Genomic DNA, 21,423 nt, shown 5'->3' on the forward strand with positions numbered 1-21,423 from the left:
AGAGGAACACCCCGCATGTCCCGCACCGCCACGTCCCACGGCCGCCGCCTGTTCACCGGTACCGACACCACCGGAGCCGTCCCCGTCGACTACCGCTTCTTCCACGCCAGGGGCGGCAACCGGCGCCTGGTCGTCGTCTTCGCCAACTTCGACGCCCCCGACGAGTACGGCTGGTCCACCGGCGTCCTCGACACCGTCCGCGCCAACGTCCTGTGGATCCGTGACAGCTTCGACGGCCACAACAGCTACTACCTGTGCAGGGACGGCGAGTTCGGCATCGAGGACTCCGTCGTCGCGCTCATCGACCGCTTCGCCGCCGCCCTCGACCTGACCCGCGAGGACTGCGTCCTGCTGGGTACGTCGAAGGGCGGCAGCGCGGCCCTGTACTTCGGCCTCAAGTACGGCTACCGCGACGTCGTGTCCGTCGTACCGCAGTTCAGGATCGGCTCGTACGTCATGAACCGGCATCCCCGCACCGCCGCGTACATGCTGGGCCGTAATGCCGAGGCGCGCGCGGTCGAGCTCGACGAAGCGCTGCCCGCGCTGGTGCGCGACAGCGCACACCGCGACACCAACATCTACCTGGTCTCCGCCGTCGGCGACCCCCAGTACCGCACGGAGATCGAGCCGCACCTGACGCTGTTCTCGGACTACGCCAACTTCAACTTCATCCTGACCGACTCCCCGCACGCCCCCGCCCACGACCGCGTGGCCCGCCGCAACGTCCCCGTCGTCATGGGCCTGCTCAACCTCCTGATCGACGGCATCGCGCCCCGAATCGGCTTCGCGCGCAACGGCTACGAGGACCCGGGGACGCCCCGCCCCGACCTCGACGCCCACCTCAAGTCCACGGCCGCGCCCGGCACTTGGGTGGACGCCCCGCGCGTCACGGCACCCGCGACCGGCGCGGAAGCGGTGCGCTTCGAGGGCGTGGCGGCCGGCGCCGCCGAGGTCCAGCTCTGGGAGAACGCCCGGTTCCTGGGCAAGGTGCCGGTCGCCGCGGACGGGGCCTGGGCGTGGACGCCCGGCATGCCGCTCGCGCGCGGCGAACACGTCGTCAAGGTCCTGGCGCTGAACGCCGACGGCGTCGACTCCGAGCGCACCGTCGTACGCTGCCGCGTCACATGTGATCGGGAAGTGGCAGCGGCCGCTTGAGCCGCCGCGTGATCACCCGGTCGAGCCACGCGAACAGACAGACCAGCACCACCGCGACGACGATCACCCCGGCGATGTTCCGCAACGCGAGCCCGTACCCGCGCGCGTGCACGTCGAGGAACGGATACGGATACCAGTCCGTGACGGCGCCGTGTGCGAGCGTGTACGCGATCCACAGCACCGGCCACACGAACGCCCACGCCACGGACCCGGCGTCGATCCGCCCCCGCGGCCCGAACGCGAGCCAGCCCACGAGCGTCATCGGCGGTGCCACGTAGTGCAGCCCCACGGTGACCCACAACGACACACCTTCGAGGTGCACCTGCGGCGCCAGCACGATCGCGAACACCAGGCCGGTGATGGTGATTCCGAGCAGCGCGTCGAGCCGCAGGACCCGCCACACCGGCCCGTCACGCTGGGGCCGCAGCACCAGTGACACGGCGCAGAGCAACACAAGAATGTTGCTCTGAATGGTGAAGTAACTGAACATCCGCACCAGCCGGGTCCCCACCTCCGCCTGATCCCGCGTCGTGTCCCCGGCCCCGGCGGCCGAGCCGCCGGTGAACACGAGCGCGAGCTGCGTGACGAGCGCCGCCAGGACGACGACGGCCAACACGCCGTGCCACAGCCGGGAGGCACCGGAGGCCCGTTCAACGGCCGCACTGTGCGCGGGTCCTGTGATGGTGATGACGGCCTCCTCAGGCAGTGACGTCGTGCATGTTGTGCCGATTATGACCGATATGGGGATGGTGGTGAAGGTGGGGTGCGAGGGAGTCGTTGCAGGCACCACGGGATGCCGTTCGGCGTGTTCATAGAAAACGGTCGCGACAGCGGCCGTCCATGGGACACAGGCCGAGGACGTCGTGTCCGGCGGGAAGCTGCCGCCCAGCCGCCGCTTCCAGCTCAACAGCGACGGCAGCCGCAGGCTGAGCCGCATGTACCTCGGCGGCTTCGGGCACGGCGCGCAGATCGGCGTCGAACCGACCGCGTACGGGGCGCCGCCGCGCATCTGGGTCGAGTACGCGTCCACGCCCAGCAAGGACGGCGAAGGGTTCGGCACGGCGCTGTGCCGGATCACGTACAAGGGCACCCCCGAAGGGCACGGGCACCCGCGCGCCTTCCACTGGAACAGCACCGCGGACGCGAAGGGGTGCGACGTCTACGGCCTGGACACGGTCACCTCGGGCCGCTTGGGGACGCCGCTGCTGCGCCGCCAGAACCTCTTCGTCCCGCCGCAGACCCCGCAGGGCTTCTGCCTGTTCGGCTCGAACCTGTATCTGCTATCGGGAACCGGAAGGCATGGGCATCCGGATCGGGACCGGGCCGATGCCCCGGCCACAGCTCTGCTTCGGCTTCTCCTCGCACTACAAGGCCCGGCGCGCGACCATCGCGTACAAGGAACGACTCGTGTAACGCCCGCACCAGGGCCGATGGGCCCAGTGACAGCGCGCCGCCCCTGCGCGAGATTTCTCCCTGTCGGTATCGGTACCGGTGTCGAGGGGGTCGGGGCAGATGGGTTCACAGGAGCCGAGGGTGCTCGTCGCCTACGCGACGAAGAACGGGTCCACCGCAGAGATCGCCGAACACGTGGCGGGGGAGCTGGCCAAGGCCGGCTGCGCCGTCACGGTGCGGCCGGCCGCGCAGGCCTGGCGGATCGTCGGCGAGTACGACGCCGTGGTGCTCGGCGGCGCGCTCTACGCGGGCCGCTGGCACCGGGACGCCCGCCGCTGCGCGTGGCGGGCCCGCCACGAACTGGCCGCCCGCCCGGTGTGGTTGTTCAGCAGCGGACCGCTGGACGCCTCGGCGTCGGAGCGTGACATCGCGCCGGTGGCGGGAGTGCGTCGGCTGGCGGACCGGACGGATGCTCGCGGGCATGTCACGTTCGGCGGGCGCCTCGACGAGAACGCCCGCGGCCGGATGGCCCGGATGATCGTCAAGAACGGCAGGGGCGGTGACTTCCGGGACTTCGAGCGCATCGGGGCGTGGGCACGCGGGATCGCGGGCGAGTTGGTGACGTCATCCGACGGCAGCCGAAGCCACTGAGTCCCGGTAGGCGAACCGGAACCCGGCGAAGTCCGCGACGTGGACGTAACCGATGCGCTGATACAGGGCGTTGCTCGTCGGGTTGTCCGGGTCCGTGAACAGGACGACGTCCGTCGCCCCCGCGGCGAGCGCGGCGCGGCTCGCCGCGGTCGTCACGGCGCCCGCGTAGCCACGGCCGCGGAGCGGCGCCGGGGTGTAGACCGGGTCGATCCGGGTCACGCCGCCGACGAGCGAGGTCGCGGCGGCCATCGCGGCGGGGGAGCCGTCCGGGGCCTCCCAGAGGGTGAAGTGCCGGTCGCCGAAGCGGGATTCGGCCCAGGATCCTGCGTCGATCAGATCGATGGAGCGCTGCTCGCCGACGTCGACGCAGAACGCGCGGCACCAGCGCACGACGTGCTCGTGGTCGGCCCCGCCCGCCGTCCGCGCCCGTCCCCCGGGGTGCGGACTCGGCGGGGTGAGCGTGCCGAGCCGGTAGAGGTGGGTCCGCCAGAAGGGCTCGGGCTCCGCGCCGGTGTGCCGCTGCCACGCGTCGGCGAACGCGGTGGCGGTGTCGTGGTCCGCGATGACGTCGGCGGGCGTCTCGCCGAGGGCCGCGAGGCGGGCGGCGAGGTGGTCGGCCTGCGGGGCGGAGAGGGGCGTGAGGCCGAGGCGGCCGCGCGGGGTGCGGTAGCAGGCGGCGCGGACCTCGCCCTCCGACTCCAGTCGGCCGAAGACCGGGGTTTCGGGGCCGCGTGTCTGCGGGGCGCGGGTGCGCAGCTTCTCGATGTCCGTCAGTGGTGTGTTGTGGAGCGCGGGGCGGGAGGAGAGGAAGTCCCCGGCCCGGGAGAGGAAGTCGTCGACGTCTTCGGTGAGTTGCCAGTCGTCAGGGAGCATGCCTCATGATCCCGTACGCCTGGCCCGGCTCACTCGTACATCACGTACGAAGGACGTGGGCGCAGGCCGAGGACCTGGTCGGGGGTCATCAGGTGGCTGCCGCCCTCCGTGTCCTCTTCGAAGAACAGCTTGAAGCCGGTGCGGAGGCGGTCGGGCATGCGGTCGACGAGGCGTTCCCAGGTGTGCCGTTTGAGGCTGGGGTCGCCTATGCCGTCGGCGCTCTTGACGACGGCGACGCCTTCGGGGATGTCGAGTTCGCGCTCGTCGTGCACGACCGACTCGGCGACCTGGTGGTAGACCAGCACCTTCTCCGGCAGGTCGTGGCGGTCCACGAGGGAGGCCAGGTGGGCGGCGACGCGGGTGAGTTCGGGGCCCGTGGTGTGGCCGTACGTGTCGCCGGGGATCTGGCCGGGATCCATCTCCCACTCGGGGTCGAGGGCGATGCCGACATCGGGGTGTGCCAGCCACTTGTCCAGGGCCTTCACCTCGTCGAGCGGATCCGCGCGGCCCGGCTGGATGTTGAGCAGGAGCAGCGCGTCGTGCCGGCGCGCGGCCTCGTGGAAGGTGCGGATCGTCTCATCGGGCGTGCGTGTGCGGTACGTGCCGTCGGGGCCCGCGGTGGGGTTGGCGACGGTGGCGAGCAGTTCGAGGACCGGCAGTACGCGGCGCCCGTCGGCGTAGGCGCGTCCGCGCCGTTCGAGTTCCTTCACCCGGTCGTCGAGGTCACCCGTGCCGAGCCGGCCGAGCGCGGTGGCACCCGGTAGTCCGCAGTATCCGACGAGCCGGTGCTCGGGGAACACGCGGCGGCCACCGCGCGGGAGTTCGGGCCTGCGGCGGGTGGGGCGCGGCGAGGGGGAGCGCGAGGTGTGTGCGGGGGAGGGGGCGGCCCGGCCGGCGCCGGGTGGTTTCTCGTCGGCGCCCGAGGTGCCGCATCCCGTCAGGAGTCCCGCCGCGGTCGTGGCTCCGGCGGCCAGCAGGGTCCGCCGCCTGGTCGTCCCGCTCGCCCGGAAGCTCGTCCCGCTCGCCCGGAAGCTCGTACCGCTCGCCCGGAAGCTCGCATCGCCGTCGCTGTCGCCGTGCCCGCTCGCCCGCACATGGCCTCCCGTCCGCGGCCGCGCGGGTGCCGGGGCCGCAGGTCGTGATCATCGTCCGGGGCGCATTGCCTACGTGTGCGGGGGTGAAACCTGAGCCGGGCGGACGGGCGGTGCGGTTCAGCCACGTCCCGGCGGGCGCAGCGCGTCGACGACGAGGTCGAGGAGCGGGCCGGTGCGTTCCGAGCGGTCGCCCTTCGACGTGGACAGGAAGATGCCGAGCAGCATCGTGATCACGTCGTCGGCGGGGACGTCCCCGCGGAGCGTGCCCGCCCGCGCCCCCGCGTCGAGGAAAGAGGCGACCGACGCCGTGAGGCGCTCCCGCGTGTTCGCCGTGACACCGCGCCCGGAGGCAGGCGCGAGGGTGAGGCTGCCGGCCATGGCGCGCTTGGCCGTGACGAGGTCCGCGTACCGGTCGAGCCAGGCCCGCAGCGCGTCCCGCGGCGGCAACTCCGCGAGCAGCGGCTCGACCGCGGCCGTGACCGCGTCCAACTCGGCCGAATACACGGCCTCGACGAGGGCCTCGCGGGTCGGGAAGTGCCGGTAGAGGGTGCCGATGCCGACCCCCGCCTCGCGGGCCACCGCGTCGAGCGGCACGGTCGTGCCGTCCCTGGTGAAGGCGGTACGGGCGGCGGCGAGCAGCCTTTCGCGATTGCGGCGCGCGTCCGCGCGGGCGGGGCGCTCGGCGGCCGCCTTGGCGGACGGCGGTTTCGGGTCACTCGGCTCAGAAGTGGACGCGGGCAAAGCGGAGGCTCCTCCGGTTGTGCTACCTTCGACGTAACGGAGGATCCTCCGTTTTCTCCATCTTCGCACGAGGCGGGATTTCCATGACCTCTTCCGCGTCTTCTTCCAATTCCTCTGCTTCTTCGTCCTCTGCTTCTTCTGCTTCTTCTGCTTCACCTTCCGTCACGGCTCGCGGCGTCGCGCGCCCCGGTGGCGCCGGGCGGCTGCTCGGCCGTGACGTCTCGCGCGTCGGGTTCGGCGCGATGCAGCTGCCGCGCCTGGCGCCCGACCGTGCCACGGCCGTCGCGCTGCTGCGTCGCGCCGTCGAGCTCGGCGTCGACCACGTCGACACCGCCGAGTTCTACGGACACGGCTTCTCCAACGAGGTCATCCGCGAGGCGCTGCGCCCCGAGGACGACGTCCTCGTCGTCAGCAAGGTCGGCGCCGCCCCCGACACGGAGGGCCCGCTGCCGCTGCGGCTCGCCCAGCGGCCCGAGGAGCTGCGGGCCGGTGTCGAGGCCAACCTCAAGAGCCTCGGTGTCGACCGGATCCCGCTCGTCAATCTGCGGCGCGCCGAGAAGGCCGGGCCGGGACTGCGGGCCGAGGGCGACCAGGTCGTCGACATGGACGACCAGATGGCCGTCATGACCGAGCTGCGCGACGAGGGCAAGATCGGCGCCATCGGGCTCAGCAACGTCGACCTCCACGAGCTGCGCCGCGGCCTGCCCGCCGGGATCGCCTGCGTACAGAACGCGTACAGCCTCGTGGCCCGCGACGACGAGGAGCTGCTGCGGCTCTGCCTCGCCGAGGGCATCGCCTGGGTGCCGTTCTTCCCGCTGGGCAGCGCCTTCCCCGGCATGCCCAAGGTCACCGACGAGCCCGCCGTGATCGCGGCCGCCGACTCGGCGGGCGCGACCCCGGCGCAGGCCGGCCTCGCCTGGCTGCTGCACCACGCGCCGAACGTGCTGCTGATCCCCGGCACCGCCGACCCCGAGCACCTCGTGGCGAACGTCGCGGCGGGCGCGCTCACCCTCGACGCGGAGTCGCTGGCCGCGCTGGACGCCGTACCGACACGCTCGGGCGACATCGAGATCGACGGGCACGAGTGAGCGGGCCGGCGGCCGGGTGGGAGAGCCGGCGGCCGGTCGAGTGCGCCCGCGGTCAGTAGCGCGCGGTCAGTAGTCCGCGTCGCCGTAACGGACCACGCCGCGCAGGTTCTTGCCGTCCCGCATGTCCTGGTAGCCCTGGTTGATCTCCTCAAGGGTGTAGGTGCGCGTGGTCAGTTCGTCGAGTTTGAGCTGACCCGTGCGGTACTGCTCCAGCAGGCGGGGGATCTGGGTGCGGGGGCTGATGCCGCCGAAGATGGCGCCCTGGATCCGCTTCTGCAGCAGCGCGAGTTCGAACAGGCCGACCTTGGCGTCGAGCTGCGTCATGTCCGCGATGGCCGTCACGACGACCTGGCCGCCCTTGGCGGTCATCGCGAGCGCCGGGGCGAGCTGATCGCCCTGCAACTCGCCGACGGTGAGGATGACGGTGTGGGCCTGGGCGCCCCAGGTCAGTTCGGTGACCGGCCCCGCCGCCTCCTCCATGGAGGCGAAGGTGTGCGTGGCGCCGAACTCCAGTGCCTTGGTCCGCTTGAACTCGACCGGGTCCACCGCGATCACGAACCGCGCCCCGGCCGCCGCCGCGCCCTGCACCGCGTTGATGCCGACGCCGCCCACCCCGACGACCACGACCGTGTCGCCGGGCCGGGTGTCGCCGATGGAGACGGCGGAGCCCCAGCCCGTGGAGACACCACAGCCGAGCAGGGCGGCCGTCTCCAGGGGGATGTCCTTCTCGATTTTGATGACGGAGGACTGGTTGACGGTGACGTACGGGGCGAACGTGCCGAGCAGACACATCGGCGTGACCGGGTCGCCCGAAGCGGTGTGCGTACGGAACGTGTTGTCGGCGATCGACTGGCCGGTGAGCAGGTTCGCGCCCTGGTCGCACAGGTTCTGCAAGCCCTGCGAACAGGGGCGGCACACACCGCACGCCGGGATGAACGCGAGGACGGCGTGGTCGCCCTCCTCGATGCCGGAGACACCCGGGCCGACCTTCGTCACCACGCCCGCGCCCTCGTGCCCGCCGAGCAGCGGATAGGAGGCGGCCAGGTTGGCGCCGCCGCGGAAGTGCTCGTCGGAGTGGCACAACCCCGAGGCGGCCAGGCGCAGTTGCACCTCTCCCGCGATCGGGTCGCCGACGTCGATGGGCTCGACCGTCCAGTCCTCGCCGGGCTTGTGGAGCAGCGCTCCCTTGGTCCGCATTCGTCCTCCCAGGGGGTGGTCGGGGCCGACGCCACCTGCCTCATATGCCTCAAGGCAGGCTTTCCACGCTATGGGGCGCCGCGCCGACGCCTCCATGACCGAAGCGGACAACGGCGGGACAGATTCGGACACGACGCCGGGTTGTGACCGCTGAGAGCCGCGTGCTGTCATGAACTCCCCGGGAGACGGAGGGCCGGTCATGACCGTGTCGGTGGACACGGCTGCCGCGCAGCCGGAGGTCATCGCCGAAGGATTCACCGACTGGGACTTTCCGCGCGCCGCCTCCGGCGTGGTCCTGCTGCTCGACTTCGCGGCGGAGCGCGGCATGGGCGCCGCCGACTGCCTGGCGGGCTCCGGCATCGCAGCGGACGCGCTCCGCGACCCGCACCACCTGGTCGAGGCCGCACAGGAACTCGCCGTCGTCCGCAACCTGTTGCGCGGCCTCGGTGACCGTCCGGGCCTCGGCATCGAGGTGGGGGCGCGCTACCACGTCACCACGTTCGGCCTGTTCGGGTACGCGCTGCTCAGCGCCCCGACGCTGCGCGACGTGTTCCGCTGCGGACTGCGCTATTCGGCGCTGACCTTCGGCTTCGCCCGGCACAGCGCCGTGCTCGACGCGGCGGGTCAGGTCGAGCACCGCATGGACGGCGGCCGGATCCCCGCCGACGTACGCCGCTTCCTCGTCGAACGGGACTGCGCCGCCAACCTCGCCCTCGGCCGCCAGGTGTTCGCCGGCGGCCCGCCCGTCCCGCTGCGCCGCGTCGACCTCGCCTTCCCCGAGCCCCGGGGCGGCGAGCAGCCCGCGGCTCTCGACGGCGCGCCCGTCCGCTACGGCGCCGGGACGACCGCCCTCGTCTACGACGCCGCCTTCCTCGACCACCCGCTGCCGCACGGCAACCCGCACACCGCGCAGATCTGCCGCGAGCTGTGCGAACGCCTCGTGGCGCAGCGGGCGGGCGGCGGCAGCGGCGCCGCCCGCACCGTGCGCCGGCACCTGCTGGCGGGCGGCGGCCCCGACCCCGGCATCGAGCACGTCGCCCGCCGCATGAACCTCACCTCGCGCACCCTGCGCCGCAGACTCGCCGCCGAGGGCACCACCTACCGGCGCCTCCTGGACGACGTACGGCTCACCCTCGTACAGGACGGACTGCGCCACGAGCGGCTCTCCGCCGCCGAGTTGGCGCACCGGCTCGGCTACTCGGAGCCCTCCAGCTTCATGCGGGCCTTCCGCCGCTGGACGGCCGCCACCCACGGCGACACCAGCCCCTGAACGAACGATCAATTCATGGTGTCGCACGTCTTGCTGACGCCTCGCACGGTGACTTAGAAAGAGTCAACGGCCACCAGAGTCAACGACCACCGGCGTCCACGTCCCCGCGAAAGGCGTCCCGTGTATCCAGGTGCTCATGCCCGTCAGCATCCGCAGCGCCCCGCCGTCGTCATGGCGTCGACCGGCGACCAACTGACCTACGCCGAGCTGGACGAACGCTCCATCCGGCTCGCCCACGTGTTCAGCGCGGCGGGCCTGCGGCGCGGTGACGTCGTCGCCCTGCTCACCGACAACTCCCCGCACACGTACGAGGTGTACTGGGCGGCGGTGCGCTCCGGGCTCTACATCACCCTGGTCAACCACCACCTGTCCGCGCCCGAGATCGCGTACATCGTCGAGGACTCCGGCGCCGCAGCCCTCGTCGTCTCCGCCGCCCTGGAAGACCTCGCGCGGGACGTCGCCGGGCAGGTCCCGGACGCGGTGCGGGTACGGCTCGCCTACGGCGGGAGCGTCGAGGGCTACGACGACTACGCGGCCGCCCTCGCCGGGGCCTCGGCGCAGCCGCCCGCCGACCAGCCGCGCGGCGCCGACCTGCTGTACTCGTCCGGCACCACGGGCCGCCCCAAGGGCATCCGCCCCGAACTCCCGGACCGCCAGGTCGGCGACCCGGGCGACACCCTCGTCGAACTCCTGCGCCTCTTCTACGGCTTCGACGAGAACGCGGTGTACCTGTCGCCCGCGCCCGTCTACCACGCCGCACCGCTGCGCTACGGCGCCTCCGTGCACGCGCTCGGCGGCACCGTCGTCATGATGGAGCGCTTCGACCCCGAGGACGCGCTGCGCGCCATCGAGCGCTACCGCGTCACGCACAGCCAGTGGGTGCCGACCCACTTCATCCGCATGCTGCGCCTGCCGGATGCGACCCGCGCCGCCTACGACCTCTCCAGCCACCGGGTCGTCGTGCACGCCGCCGCGCCCTGCCCGCCCGACGTCAAGCGCGCGATGATCGACTGGTGGGGCCCGAAGCTGTACGAGTACTACTCCGCGACCGAGGGCATCGGCATGACGCTGATCACCTCCGAGGAGTGGCTGAAGAAGCCCGGTTCGGTCGGCCGGCCCATCCTCGGCCAGCCCAGGATCTGCGACGACGAGGGCCGCCTGCTGCCCGCCGGGGAGACCGGCACCGTCTACTTCGCGCGCGAGGGCGACGGCACCTTCGAGTACCTCGGCGACCCCGAGAAGACCAAGGGCGCACGGCACCCGGAGCACGACGACTGGGCGACGCTCGGCGACGTCGGCCACGTCGACGAGGACGGCTATCTCTTCCTCACCGACCGCAAGACCTTCATGATCATCTCGGGTGGCGTGAACATCTACCCACAGGAGATCGAGAACGTCCTCGCCCTCCACCCCGACCTCGCGGACGTCGCCGTGATCGGCGTCCCCGACCCCGTCATGGGCGAGGCCGTCAAGGCGGTCGCCCAGGTCGCGCCCGGCGTCCCACCGGGACCGGACCTCGAAGAGCGCCTGATCGCCTACGTACGTGAGCGCATCGCGCACTACAAGGCGCCGCGCAGCGTCGACTTCGTGGACGAACTGCCGCGCACCCCGACGGGCAAGCTGGTCAAGGGGAAGCTCAAGGCGAGGTACGCCCAGCAGGGCCCGGCGTGACGAGCGGCGTCGGCCCCGGGGTGGGGGAGTGGCTCGCGGCGCACGTCCCGGGCCTCGCGCCACCGCTCACCTTCGACCTGGTCTCCGGAGGCCGCTCGAACCTCACCTACCGGGTCACCGACGCCACCGGCACCGTACGGGCGCTGCGCAGGCCACCGACGGGCCAAGTGCTCAGCACCGCGCACGACATGAGCCGCGAGTGGCGTTTCCTGACCGCTCTGGCACCCACCGATGTGCCGGTGCCCGAGCCGCTCGCGTACTGCGACGATGCCTCGGTCACCGGGGCCGAGTTCTACGTCATGGGCTTCGTCGACGGCGTGGTGGGCGCCGACCGGGACTCCGTGCGGGACTGGCCGCAGGGCGCGCGGCGCCGGGCGGGCGAGAGCCTCGTCGAGGTGCTCGCCGCCCTGCACCGCATCGACCCGGAAGACGTCGGCCTCGGCGACATGGCGCGCCCGCGCGGCTACGTGGAACGCCAACTGCGGCGCTGGCAGCGGCAGGTGCACCAATCCGGCGCCCCCGACCCGAAGCTCCTCGACACCGTGCACGACGCGCTGCTCGCCCACGTCCCGGCGCAGCGCACGGGCATCGTGCACGGCGACTTCCGGCCCGGCAACCTCTCCTTCGCGCCCGACGGCACCGTGCTCGCCGTCCTCGACTGGGAACTCGCCACGCTGGGCGACCCGTTGGCGGACCTGGGCTGGCTCGTCTCCACGTGGGAGCGCCCCGGCGACACGGTGCCGCCGACGACAGCGGGCCCGAGCACCGCGCCCGGCTTCTGCGACCGCGCCGAACTGGTCGACGCCTACGCGAAGGCCGCCGGCCTCGATGTGTCGTCGCTGCCGTACTACGTAGCGTTCTCACGGTGGCGCTCGGCGTGCATCGGCGCCGGGGTCGCGGCCCGGTTCGCGGCGGGTGTGATGGGCGAGAACGAGCTGCCCGTCGAGGAGTTGCGGCGGCAGGTGCTGCGCCAGAGCGAGGCCGCGTACGAGGCGGTACGCGACCTCGGCCACCTATAGCCCGGCCACTGGCTCTCAGCGCACGTCCTGCGGCGGCTCGGGCCACGACGGCAGAGTGTCCGTGTGGTCGGCGAGGACGGACGGGAACTTCGCGGGGCGCTTCTCCAGGAACGACATGACACCCTCGGCGGCGTCGGGCCCCTGACCGAGCCGGAGCATGGCCGCCGAGTCGGCGCGGTGCGCGTCCCACGGCGAGGGCGCGCCGAGCATCGACCACATCAGGCGCCGCGCGTGCGCCACCGACACGGCGGAGGTGTTCTCGGCGATCTCGGCGGCGAGCGCGTACGCCGTCGGCAGCAGTTCGGCGTCCGGGACGACGCGCGACACCAGGCGCCCCTCAAGGGCCTCCGCCGCGTCGAAGAGGCGACCGGTCGCCACCCACTCCATCGCCTGCGAGATCCCCACGACCCTCGGCAGGAACCAGCTCGACGCCGCCTCCGGCACGAGCCCGCGCCGCGAGAACACGAAGCCGAAACGGGCCGACTCGGCGGCGATCCGGATGTCCGCGGGCAGCGTCATCGTCGAACCGACGCCCACCGCGGGCCCGTTGACCGCCACGATCACCGGTTTCACGCTCGCCGCGATGCGCAGCGCCACACACCCGCCGCCGTCGCGCGGCGCCCCGTCGATCGTGCCGAAGTCCGTACGCCCACCGGCCCGCCCGACCGCGTCGTGGTCGAACGTGGCCGCGCCGCCCGCCAGGTCCGCGCCCGCGCAGAACCCGCGGCCCGAGCCGGTGATCACGACGGCCCGCACGTCGTCGTCGGCGTCGGTGGCGTCGAACGCGGCGATGAGTTCGGCGGCCATGGTGTGCGTGAAGGCGTTCAGGCGGTCGGGCCGGTGCAGGGTGATGGTGGCGACGTGGTCGGCGATCCCCAGCCGGATCTCCGTGAACTCGGTCATGTGGCGGTCCTCGGTCTTCCTGTACGTACGGATGTCGATGGCGGGCAACGGGTGTCAGATGTCGGTGAAGCGCGGCGCCCGCTTGCCGAAGCGGGCGGCGACCGCCTCCGCCTGGTTGGGGCTGCCGATGAGCGCGCCGATCTCCTTCTGCTCCTCGGCGAAGCCGGTCGTGAGGTCGGTGCGGCCCGCGAGGTCGAGGAGCCGCTTCGCGGCGCGTACGGCGTGCGGGCTCTGGCCGGCGATCTGCCGCGCCGTCTCCAGGGCGGCGGCCAGCGGGTCGTCCGCCGTGTACGTCGCCAGGCCGATGCGGGCGGCCTCCTCGCCGCCGACGATCCGCGCGGTGTACGTGAGTTCCTTCGCCACGTCGCGGCCCACGAGCTCGGGCAGCAGCTGTGTCCCGGTCATGTCGGGGACGAGCCCCCACGCCACCTCGAACACGCTCAGCCGGGCGTCCGGCGCCACGATCCGGATGTCGGCGCCGAGCGCCACCTGGAGCCCGCCGCCGAGCGCGTTGCCGCGCAGCGCCGCGATCACCGGCACGGGCAGCTCCGCCCACACGTACGCGGCGCGCTGCCCGGCCGCCTGCGCCGGGCCGTCCGATGGCGGCAGCGCGGCGAGCCCGGAGAGCCGCTCCCCGTCGCGCATCGCCTCGAACGCCGCGAAGTCGAGCCCGGCGCAGAAGTCGGGGCCCTCGCCGGACAGCACCACGGCCCGCACGCCCGCCTCGGACTTCAGCCGTTCACCGGTCGTGACGAGCGCCTCGAACATCGCCGGGTCGAGCGCGTTGCGCTTCCCGGGCCGGTTCAGCCGTACGTCGGCGACCCCGTCGGTCACGGTGACGGTGACCCGCCGGTCCGTCTCGGGCGCGGCCTCGCTGCTGGTCATGCGGGTGCTCCTTAGGTATGTGTTCCTTCGGGCCTACGTGCTCGCCGCGTACGCCGGGTTGGCGACCGCCAGCCTGTCCAGGACGCCGCCGCGTACGGCGTCCAGGACCGCGGGGTCGTCGATCGCGACCGCGCCGTCGCGGATCGCCTCGGCGAGGCCGCGGTCGTCGGCGCGGCCGAGCGCCGCCAGGCGGCGGGCGTGGGCCTCCGCGTGGGCGGGCGCGAGGAGGGCCTCGCGGCGGGCGACGGCGATCGCGGTCGCCGCCACCCTGGACTGGTAGCGCAGCCGGGGATCGGCCGCGGACTCCTCGGTGAGGAACGTCTGCACGGAGCGCAGGAGCGCGTCGGCGCCCGGCCGGTCGTGCGGGGGAGCGGCGGAGGTGCCGTCGCGGCGGTCGGCGAGGACGTCCGGCACGGCGGCCGGTGCGACGACGCCGAGCGCGAGCAGCACGTCGTACTCAGGCTCGCACACCTTGCGCCCCAACACGGCGTACTCCACGGCCTGTTCGGCGCCGGACAGGAAGCGCTCGGCCTGCATGCGGCACAGCGCCGCCCAGCGCAGCGTGCCGTACAGCTCCCACCAGCGCAGCTCCGCGTCGCTCGGCCGCTCGCCCGCCAACTCGGCGTAACCGGCGAGGAGTTCCTCGCGTGCGCCGAAGCCGCCCACGGGCTCGGCGGACCCGAAGCGCCAGGCCCTGACGCACAGCCAGCCCAGGTCCTCCACGGGGTCGCCGATGTGGGCGAGTTCCCAGTCGAGGACGGCTCGTACGCCGCTCTCGTCGACCATCAGGTTGCCGTTGCGGAAGTCGCCGTGGACGAGGCGGGGCCCGCGGGCGGACGGCGGGGGCCGGTGCTCGGCGAGGTGGCGCAGGCCGAGTTCGACGGCCGGACGTGGGTCGTCGAACTGCCGGTAGAGGTCGGTGAGTTGGCGTACCGGGTCGACGTCAGGGAGTCCCGGCACGGATTCGACGGGGACGGCGTGGACGCGGGCGAGGATCCGGCCGAGCTCCCGGGCCAGCTTCGGGCGCACCGCCGCGAACCGCTCGTCCCGCAGCAGCCTGCGCGGGATCGTCTCGCCCTCGACGCGCTCCATGAGCAGGTGCGCGCGGCCGAGCCCCGTGCCGTGATCCACGAGCCGGGGCACGGGCACCCCGGCCTCGGCCGCCGCGGCCAGGGCGGCGGCCTCCCGGGCCATCACCTCGGGGTCCGCCCTGACCGGCGGGTCGCAGCGCAGGACGAGCGGGTGTGCCGCGCCGTCCGCCGCGATGGCGTCGAGCGACCAGGAGTCCCGGCTGGCGCCGCCGGACAGCCGCCGCCACCCCTCGACGGCCACGGGCCCGCCCCACAACTCGGCGAGCCGCGCCCGCAGCCGCTCCCGCAGCTCCTCGGCCTCGCTCACGCGGGCAGCCCCGCCCACGGCGCCGCACTCGCGTCCGCGAGCAGCTTGCGCGCCACGACCATGCGGTGCACCTCGTCGGGCCCGTCGTAGATGCGCGCGTAGCGGGCCCGCCGGTACATGCCCTCAAGGGGTGTGTCGGCGGTGACGCCGAGCGCGCCGTGCACCTGGATGGCGCGGTCGACGACGTTGTGCAGGACCTGCGCGCCCCAGAACTTCACCATGCTGATCTCCAGGCGGGCCTGCCCGTCCTGGTCGTAGCGGCGCGCCGCGTCCAATGTCATCAGCCGGGCCGCCTGGATCTCGGCCGCCGACTCGGCTACGTAGCGCCGGATCTCGCCCTTCTCCGCGAGCAACGACCCGTGTGCGTAACGGGTGTTGGCGCGCTCGACCATCAACTCGAAGGCCCGCTGCGCCTGTCCGAGCCAGCGCATGCAGTGGAAGATCCGGCCCGGTCCCAGTCGGCGCTGCGCGATGGTGAAGCCCTTGCCGCGCTCGCCGAGGAGGTGGTCGGCGGGCACCCGTACATCGGTGAGGCGGAGTTCGCAGTGGTCGCCCTCGGTGTCGCCCATCGTCTCCAGGACGCGGGAGATCTCCAGGCCGGGCGTACCGGCCGGGACGATGATCGCGGACACGGCGCCGTGCGGGTTCTCGGCGTCGTCCTCGGTGCGCGCGAAGACCGTGGTGAAGGCGGCCTGGCTGGCCCCGGTGGTGAACCACTTGTGGCCGTTGATCACCCACTCGTCGCCGTCGAGCACGGCCGTCGTCGCGATCCGGGTCGGATCGGAGCCCGCCACCTCCGGTTCGGTGAGGCCGACGCTCGGGCTGATCTCGGCGTTGGCGAGGGGCGCGAGCCAGCGGTCGCGCTGCGCCTGGGAGGCGTACAGGTCGAGCATGATCGAGTCCTGCATGGTGTACGTGCCGACGGCCAACTGGCCGTACTCCGAACGCCCGATGATCTCGTTGACGAGCGCGAAGTCGTACAACGGCAGCCCCTTGCCGCCGAGTTCGACGGGATGGCCGAGGATCCACAGGTCGAGTTTCCTCGCCCGGTCCTGGAGGGCGGCGAGCGTGGCGCGGGCCTCGGGGGTGCGGCCGGCGAGGGCTCGCTCGGCGGGGATCACCTCGTCGTCGATGAACGCGGCCATGCGGGCGCGCAGTTCGGCCAGGTCCAGGTCTTCGTGCGGCGCGTCAGACATGCGGCTCCGTCTCCTGTCGGTCGTCGGCGGCGGCCTCGCGCAGCCGCACCTTGAGCACCTTCCCGGAGGCGTTGCGCGGCAGCGCGTCGAGGGCGACGACCGAGGTCGGCTTCTTGTACGAGGCGAGACGTGTGCGGCAGAAGTCCGCGATCTCCGCCTCGGTCGGTGGGTCGGCCGGGTCCACCGGCACGACGTACGCGCGCGGCGTCTCCACCCACTCGGGGTGCGGCACCCCGACGACGGCCACCTCGGCGACCTTCGGATGCTGGTCGACGACGGCCTCGACCTCGGCGGAGTAGATGTTCTCGCCACCCGAGACGATCATGTCCTTCTTGCGGTCGACGACGTAGATGTAGCCCTCGTCGTCCATCCGGCACAGATCCCCGCTGTGGAACCAGCCGCCCTCGAAGGCGGCGGCCGTCGCCTCCGGGTTGTTCCAGTAGCCCAGCATGAGGTTCGCGCCCCGGTACACGATCTCGCCGACCTCTCCCACGGGCACGTCCCGCATCTCCTCGTCGACGATCCGCGCGTCCACATGCCGGACCGGCTTGCCCACGGAGCCGAGCTTGCGGACCGCGTCCTCGCCGTCCAGGTAGCAGGTCACCGACGACATCTCGGTCTGGCCGAAGGCGCTGCGGATGACGACGCCGGGGAACGTGTCGTTCATCGCCTCAAGGACGGAGGGCGGGGCGGCGGACGCGCCCCAACTCAGGCTGTTCAGCACCAGTTTGCGGTCCTTGATGCCCGGCACCTCGCAGATCGCCTTCCACTGGCTCGGCACGAGGAAGCAGCCGGTGATCCGCTCCCGTTCGAGCAGGTCGACCGTCTCGGCGGCGTCGAAACCGACGGTGGCGCCGATGACGGTGCAGGTGCCGTTGAGGACGGCGGCGACGATCGAGTCGACGCCCGCGATGTGGAACATCGGGATGTTGAGCAGCCCCCGGTCGGTGGGCTTCGGCGCCTGCACCTCCACCATGTGGAGGGTGTTCACCACCAGGTTGAGATGGCTGAGCACCGCGCCCTTGGAACGGCCCGTGGTGCCCGAGGTGTACATCAGGAACGCCGGGTCGTTCTCGTCGACGTCGACCTCGACGGCAGCGGCGTCGTACGCGTCGCGCACGGCGGTGAAGTCCTCCGTGCCGGCGGGCGCGGGCCCGTCCCCGAGGTGCAGCACCCGGCAGTCGGAGCCGGCCAGGCGGCGCGCCTCCAGACCCACCTCCGTGAGCGGCCCGTCGACGACGAACACCGTGGGCGCGCAGTCGCCGAGGACATGCGCCACTTCGGCGGGCACCAGGCGGAAGTTGACCGGCACGGCGATCGCGCCGAGCCGCAGCGCCGCGAACCACGCCTCGACCGTCTCGATCCGGTTCGTGGTCAGCGCGGCGACCCGGTCGCCGTGGCCCACACCGCGCTCGGCGTAGGCGCGCGCGACCCGGTTCACGCGCGCGTCGAGGTCGGCGTACGTGATCTCCCGCCCGCCGTGCCGCAGGGCCGGGGCATCGGGCGTACGCCGTGCCTGGCGGGCCAGTTGGTGGGCGAGGGACAGGCGGCGACCGGCTCTCAGGGGCGCGTCGGACACGTGGGGCTCCCGTCGTCGGCTGGACTGATCGAACGTTAAGCGGGCTCGCCGTCCGCCGACAACCCCCAGGACGCGAGGCGGGGTTGGGGGCCGCCCCCCGCCGGCGTGAAGGATCGCTAGGAGCGCCGCAGGGCCAGGAGCGTCGCGTCGTCGGAGCGGTGCGGACCGTCGAGTTCGGCGACGACGCGCTCGGCGTACTCCTTGAGGGCCTCGTGCCCCGAACCGGGCGCGGCCTCGCGCACGCACCGCTCGGCGGCGTCGAAGAAGCGCAGGGTGTCGAGGTCGGGGTCGCTGGCACGGCGCTCGGTGAGACCGTCGGAGTACATCAGGACGATGTCGCCGGGGCGCAACGTCGTCTCCGCCGCCGTGTACGTCTCTCTGCCCAGGACGCCGAGCGGGAGCCCGGGTCCGCCCATGGGGTCCGGGAGTTGGGCCGCCGTGCCGTCGCGAACGAGGACCGGGCGCGGGTGGCCCGCGCAGGTCCAGCGCAGCAGGCAGCGCTCCGGGTGGTAGCGGGCGATGATCGCGGTCGCGGTGGACTCGAATCCGTCGGCGCAGGCCAACTCGTTGAGCCACTGCGTGAGTTGCTCGACGCGCTGCTCGGTGTAGGCGAGCCCGGCGAGGGCGTAACGGAGCTTCGCCATGAGGGTGGCGGCCGCCAGACCGTGGCCGCGGGCGTCGCCGAGCGCGACGAGGAGGCGGTCGCCGGGGAGCCTGCGCGCCTTGTACCAGTCGCCGCCGACCCCGGCCTCCCGCGCGCTGGGCCGGTACACGGCCGCGGCCTCCAGGCCGTAGGCGGCCAGCTCGTCCTGGAAGTGCGGCAGAACGGCCTCGCGCAGCACGTCGGCGACCTCGGCGACGGCCTCCGCGCGCTCGCGCTGGCGCCGCGCTTCGCGTTCCGCGCACTCGACGCTCGCCCGGCGACGCCGCTCCGCGGTCACGTCCGTGAGCACGGCGCGCAGCGCCCAGACCAGGCTGCCGGGGGCGATCCGCACCGGCTCGGCGGTCATCCGGATCACCCGGGAACCGGCGCCGTTCAGGCGCAGCTCGCAGACGCCGGTGCGCTTGCGCAGGATGACGTCGTACAGCGTCCGGTACAGCTCGGGCAGGCCATCCGGGGCGACGGCGGCGGCGAGCTCGGACAGGGTCGGGACGGCCGCGCGGCCGTCGATGCCGAGCACGGAGCGAAAGCCCCGCGAGGGGTCGACCCGGTCGTCGCCGAGGTTCCACTCCGCCCAGCAGGTGCGCACCAGCTTCTGGGCGGCGGCCGCCATGTGCAGGCGGTGCCCGCGCTCCCAGCTGATCAGCAGGTGCTCGCCGCACGGCGCGACCCGCACCTCGTCGTTGATCCGCACCGGGCCCGACGACGTGCTCACGACCCACTCGATCGGCGTGGGCCCCTGCGCGGAACGCTCACGCAGGACGTCGGCCAGGATGTCCGGCAGCCGCGACCCGCGCAGCGAGGGAAACCGCTCGAACAGCGACGTCGGCCCCTCCCACGGAGGGACGCTGCCGTGGGGGAGACGCTCGGCGGCGTAGGCGCGGGCCGCCTCGTTCTGCGCTACGTACAGGGCGTCATGGAGGCGGCCCGTCTCGTCCAGGAGCGGCGCCACGAGCAGCGCGGGCTGGGGAAAGGCGTCGAGGACCTCGCGACCCGAGGGCGTGAGCGGCGGGGACGCGCTCGCGTCCGCGGCCGTGGCCGGTGGCGCGAGCGCGTCCTCGTAGGACTCGGAGTACTTCCTGATCCGCCGTCGCTGGGCCCGCAGCAGTTCCCGGATCGCCCGCAGCGCCAGGTGGGTGCGGGCGTCGGGCACCGGGGTGGTGGCGTCCATGCGGGGGAGGTGCCTCCTGAGCGCGACGTGGGTGGTGCGGGTGGTGCGGGTGGTGCGGGCAGTGCTGGCGGTGCGGACGGTGCCCTTCAGCCTCTGTGCCGGGGTGGTGGCGGGCCAGTCCGCCTACGCCATGCGGTGCCCGGCGGCCGTCAGGTCGTGAGCGGCAGCGGGCGTTCGACGACGGAGTCCAGGAAGAACAGCACCGTGAGCAGGGCCCCGCTGGTCGCGGGGCAGATCCCGTACCGGCGCGTCTCCTCGTCGAGCTCGGCCAGCAGCCGGCGCCCCTCCTCGGTGCCGGCGCCGCCCGCGGCCAGCACCGCGGCGGCGTCCTGCTGGATCAGGCGCACGGCCAGCGGCCCGTTGTCCCGCAGCACGCGGTTGTCGTCGATGGACGCGATGAGCGTGAGCAGGGCGTCGAGCTGCGCCGTCTCCTCGGGGACGCCCTGCGCCCGCGCCGAGCGGAGCGCGGGGAGGGCGGCCAGGGCGGCCCCCATGTGGCGCTGTCGGTCCTCCGCCGGCAGCGCCCGGTAGTTGTCGTGGAAGTCGCCCGACGGCTCGATCAGCGCGTCGAGGTCGAGGGCGAGGCGGCACGCGTGGTCGGCGCTCCGCGCGCCCTGCGCCCACGCCGCCGACAGCAGGCACAGCGCGCGGGCGGCGACGTCGAGGCCGTTGAGGGAGCCGACATAGGGGACATGGAGCTGCGCGTCGTCGCAGGCCGCGGAGAGCCGCCCCAGGTCCGCCCCCGCGTCGGCGGCGGCGCGGAACGAGCCGTGCAGACCGACACCGGCACCGACGAGCGAAGAGAAGACGGAGTTCGCCGGGGTGTGCGCCGTCCGGCAGTCCGGCAGCCCCGGTTTCGGCGTCAGGAACACCACGCGGGTGAAGGCGGCCACGGCGAGATCCGCCAGGTGGTCGGCGGCGTCGTTCGGCACGGAGGCGGGGGTCGTCGGCTCGGACGGGTTGCTCGTGAGCATGCTCGGTCGCTTCCACTGGACGGACTCGGTCACGGCCCGGCCCGAAGGGCCGGACGCAACGGACCTGCTGCCCGGCACAAAGACGGCCGAACCAGGACCAAAGTCCCCAGAAGCCAGGGCCGAACAGCCCCGATTGATCATGGGCGCACGGGAGCCGCCCGCGGTGGCGTCCCCGCGCGCACGGGGAGTGGTCGGTTGGACACCCCCAGGGCGCGTCTGGCAGGGTCGCCCGTCCGATCCCGTGAAGTCCCGATGGGAGGGGCGCGATGAACGAAGTGAGCACGATCAGCGTCGAAGAAGCGACGGCCATCGCCCGGCTGCGCATGAGCACCACGACGCTGGACATCCCCAAGGGCTTCGACCTGCTGTCGCCCGAGGAGATGTCGGACTGGCTCGACCAGACCGAGGACGACCCGGACGTCTCCGACGCCGACTTCTACGAAGCCCGCAAGACGGTGCACCGCGTACTCGGCGTCGAGGACGACTGACCGGGTCCGCGCGTTCG

19 protein-coding genes are annotated in these 21,423 nt (G+C 72.9%); 7 read left to right on the forward strand and 12 right to left on the reverse strand.

Annotated elements, in window-relative coordinates; all coding sequences use genetic code 11:
• The first annotated feature begins 15 nt into the window (after nt 1–15).
• Nucleotides 16–1,155: a hypothetical protein gene (locus tag RBJ65_RS32465; RefSeq protein ID WP_306320341.1), complete on the forward strand. Its 1,140-nt coding sequence runs from the start codon at nt 16–18 to the stop codon at nt 1,153–1,155.
• Here the strand turns inward: RBJ65_RS32465 and RBJ65_RS32470 are convergent.
• Nucleotides 1,121–2,233, reverse strand: coding sequence for a Pr6Pr family membrane protein (locus tag RBJ65_RS32470; RefSeq protein ID WP_306320340.1), 1,113 nt, complete (start codon nt 2,231–2,233; stop codon nt 1,121–1,123). The two genes, RBJ65_RS32465 and RBJ65_RS32470, sit on opposite strands and share 35 nt — an antisense overlap.
• A 434-nt stretch (nt 2,234–2,667) precedes the next feature.
• Between RBJ65_RS32470 and RBJ65_RS32475 the strand changes: the two genes are divergently transcribed.
• Complete coding sequence (locus tag RBJ65_RS32475) at nt 2,668–3,198, forward strand: flavodoxin domain-containing protein (RefSeq protein WP_306320339.1); 531 nt, start codon at nt 2,668–2,670, stop codon at nt 3,196–3,198.
• Here the strand turns inward: RBJ65_RS32475 and RBJ65_RS32480 are convergent.
• The 3 genes from RBJ65_RS32480 to RBJ65_RS32490 all read right to left on the reverse strand — a co-directional run bounded on the left by RBJ65_RS32480 (nt 3,172) and on the right by RBJ65_RS32490 (nt 5,906).
• Nucleotides 3,172–4,071, reverse strand: a complete 900-nt coding sequence (locus RBJ65_RS32480; protein WP_306320338.1) for a GNAT family N-acetyltransferase — start codon at nt 4,069–4,071, stop codon at nt 3,172–3,174. The two genes, RBJ65_RS32475 and RBJ65_RS32480, sit on opposite strands and share 27 nt — an antisense overlap.
• A 29-nt stretch (nt 4,072–4,100) precedes the next feature.
• The gene (locus tag RBJ65_RS32485; protein WP_306320337.1) at nt 4,101–5,165 is read right to left on the reverse strand and encodes a hypothetical protein; all 1,065 of its coding nucleotides are present in this window, start codon (nt 5,163–5,165) and stop codon (nt 4,101–4,103) included.
• Nucleotides 5,166–5,282: 117 nt separating this feature from the next.
• On the reverse strand, nt 5,283–5,906 hold the full coding sequence (locus tag RBJ65_RS32490; RefSeq protein WP_306320336.1) for a TetR/AcrR family transcriptional regulator: 624 nt from the start codon (nt 5,904–5,906) through the stop codon (nt 5,283–5,285).
• 203 nt (nt 5,907–6,109) lie between these two features.
• Here RBJ65_RS32490 and RBJ65_RS32495 point away from each other — a divergent pair, with 203 nt between their 5' ends.
• Nucleotides 6,110–6,994, forward strand: a complete 885-nt coding sequence (locus tag RBJ65_RS32495) for an aldo/keto reductase (RefSeq protein ID WP_372341322.1) — start codon at nt 6,110–6,112, stop codon at nt 6,992–6,994.
• Between the two features lie 66 nt (nt 6,995–7,060).
• Here RBJ65_RS32495 and RBJ65_RS32500 read toward each other — a convergent pair whose 3' ends face one another.
• A complete protein-coding gene (locus tag RBJ65_RS32500) occupies nt 7,061–8,191 on the reverse strand; it encodes an NDMA-dependent alcohol dehydrogenase (protein ID WP_306320334.1) in 1,131 nt (376 codons plus the stop codon).
• Nucleotides 8,192–8,390: 199 nt separating this feature from the next.
• Here RBJ65_RS32500 and RBJ65_RS32505 point away from each other — a divergent pair, with 199 nt between their 5' ends.
• From RBJ65_RS32505 to RBJ65_RS32515, 3 genes are all read left to right on the forward strand, one after another.
• Entirely contained in the window at nt 8,391–9,461 is a 1,071-nt protein-coding gene (locus RBJ65_RS32505; RefSeq protein ID WP_306320333.1) for an AraC family transcriptional regulator, read from the forward strand.
• Between the two features lie 120 nt (nt 9,462–9,581).
• Nucleotides 9,582–11,132 (forward strand): acyl-CoA synthetase, encoded by a 1,551-nt coding sequence (locus RBJ65_RS32510; RefSeq protein WP_306320332.1) that lies wholly within the window; start codon nt 9,582–9,584, stop codon nt 11,130–11,132.
• The gene (locus RBJ65_RS32515) at nt 11,129–12,151 is read left to right on the forward strand and encodes a phosphotransferase family protein (protein WP_306320331.1); all 1,023 of its coding nucleotides are present in this window, start codon (nt 11,129–11,131) and stop codon (nt 12,149–12,151) included. The genes RBJ65_RS32510 and RBJ65_RS32515 overlap by 4 nt, the downstream gene beginning before the upstream one ends.
• Before the next feature lie 15 nt (nt 12,152–12,166).
• Here RBJ65_RS32515 and RBJ65_RS32520 read toward each other — a convergent pair whose 3' ends face one another.
• The 7 genes from RBJ65_RS32520 to RBJ65_RS32550 form a co-directional block, all read right to left on the reverse strand.
• Complete coding sequence (locus RBJ65_RS32520) at nt 12,167–13,054, reverse strand: enoyl-CoA hydratase-related protein (protein ID WP_306320330.1); 888 nt, start codon at nt 13,052–13,054, stop codon at nt 12,167–12,169.
• 54 nt (nt 13,055–13,108) lie between these two features.
• On the reverse strand, nt 13,109–13,939 hold the full coding sequence (locus RBJ65_RS32525) for a crotonase/enoyl-CoA hydratase family protein (protein ID WP_306320329.1): 831 nt from the start codon (nt 13,937–13,939) through the stop codon (nt 13,109–13,111).
• Between the two features lie 33 nt (nt 13,940–13,972).
• On the reverse strand, nt 13,973–15,337 hold the full coding sequence (locus tag RBJ65_RS32530) for a phosphotransferase family protein (protein ID WP_306320328.1): 1,365 nt from the start codon (nt 15,335–15,337) through the stop codon (nt 13,973–13,975).
• On the reverse strand, nt 15,334–16,533 hold the full coding sequence (locus RBJ65_RS32535; RefSeq protein ID WP_306320327.1) for an acyl-CoA dehydrogenase family protein: 1,200 nt from the start codon (nt 16,531–16,533) through the stop codon (nt 15,334–15,336). The genes RBJ65_RS32530 and RBJ65_RS32535 overlap by 4 nt, the downstream gene beginning before the upstream one ends.
• Nucleotides 16,526–18,112, reverse strand: a complete 1,587-nt coding sequence (locus tag RBJ65_RS32540; protein ID WP_306320326.1) for an AMP-binding protein — start codon at nt 18,110–18,112, stop codon at nt 16,526–16,528. The genes RBJ65_RS32535 and RBJ65_RS32540 overlap by 8 nt, the downstream gene beginning before the upstream one ends.
• 116 nt (nt 18,113–18,228) lie before the next feature.
• Nucleotides 18,229–19,944: a PP2C family protein-serine/threonine phosphatase gene (locus tag RBJ65_RS32545; protein WP_306320325.1), complete on the reverse strand. Its 1,716-nt coding sequence runs from the start codon at nt 19,942–19,944 to the stop codon at nt 18,229–18,231.
• 149 nt (nt 19,945–20,093) lie between these two features.
• Nucleotides 20,094–20,918, reverse strand: coding sequence for a triphosphoribosyl-dephospho-CoA synthase (locus RBJ65_RS32550; protein WP_306320324.1), 825 nt, complete (start codon nt 20,916–20,918; stop codon nt 20,094–20,096).
• Nucleotides 20,919–21,184: 266 nt separating this feature from the next.
• Between RBJ65_RS32550 and RBJ65_RS32555 the strand changes: the two genes are divergently transcribed.
• Complete coding sequence (locus tag RBJ65_RS32555) at nt 21,185–21,406, forward strand: hypothetical protein (protein ID WP_306320323.1); 222 nt, start codon at nt 21,185–21,187, stop codon at nt 21,404–21,406.
• The last annotated feature ends 17 nt before the right edge of the window (nt 21,407–21,423 follow it).

The organism is Streptomyces sp. KL109B (assembly GCF_030766935.1).
Classification (GTDB): domain Bacteria; phylum Actinomycetota; class Actinomycetes; order Streptomycetales; family Streptomycetaceae; genus Streptomyces.

Excerpts from the sequence above, each read along its gene's own strand:
- RBJ65_RS32465 (WP_306320341.1), top strand. The coding sequence starts at position 16 with ATGTCCCGCACCGCCACGTCCCACGGCCGCCGCCTGTTCACCGGTACC.
- RBJ65_RS32475 (WP_306320339.1), top strand. The coding sequence starts at position 2,668 with ATGGGTTCACAGGAGCCGAGGGTGCTCGTCGCCTACGCGACGAAGAAC.
- RBJ65_RS32480 (WP_306320338.1), bottom strand. The coding sequence starts at position 4,071 with ATGCTCCCTGACGACTGGCAACTCACCGAAGACGTCGACGACTTCCTC.
- RBJ65_RS32500 (WP_306320334.1), bottom strand. The coding sequence starts at position 8,191 with ATGCGGACCAAGGGAGCGCTGCTCCACAAGCCCGGCGAGGACTGGACG.
- RBJ65_RS32505 (WP_306320333.1), top strand. The coding sequence starts at position 8,391 with ATGACCGTGTCGGTGGACACGGCTGCCGCGCAGCCGGAGGTCATCGCC.
- RBJ65_RS32520 (WP_306320330.1), bottom strand. The coding sequence starts at position 13,054 with ATGACCGAGTTCACGGAGATCCGGCTGGGGATCGCCGACCACGTCGCC.
- RBJ65_RS32525 (WP_306320329.1), bottom strand. The coding sequence starts at position 13,939 with ATGACCAGCAGCGAGGCCGCGCCCGAGACGGACCGGCGGGTCACCGTC.
- RBJ65_RS32535 (WP_306320327.1), bottom strand. The coding sequence starts at position 16,533 with ATGTCTGACGCGCCGCACGAAGACCTGGACCTGGCCGAACTGCGCGCC.
- RBJ65_RS32545 (WP_306320325.1), bottom strand. The coding sequence starts at position 19,944 with ATGGACGCCACCACCCCGGTGCCCGACGCCCGCACCCACCTGGCGCTG.
- RBJ65_RS32550 (WP_306320324.1), bottom strand. The coding sequence starts at position 20,918 with ATGCTCACGAGCAACCCGTCCGAGCCGACGACCCCCGCCTCCGTGCCG.
- RBJ65_RS32555 (WP_306320323.1), top strand. The coding sequence starts at position 21,185 with ATGAACGAAGTGAGCACGATCAGCGTCGAAGAAGCGACGGCCATCGCC.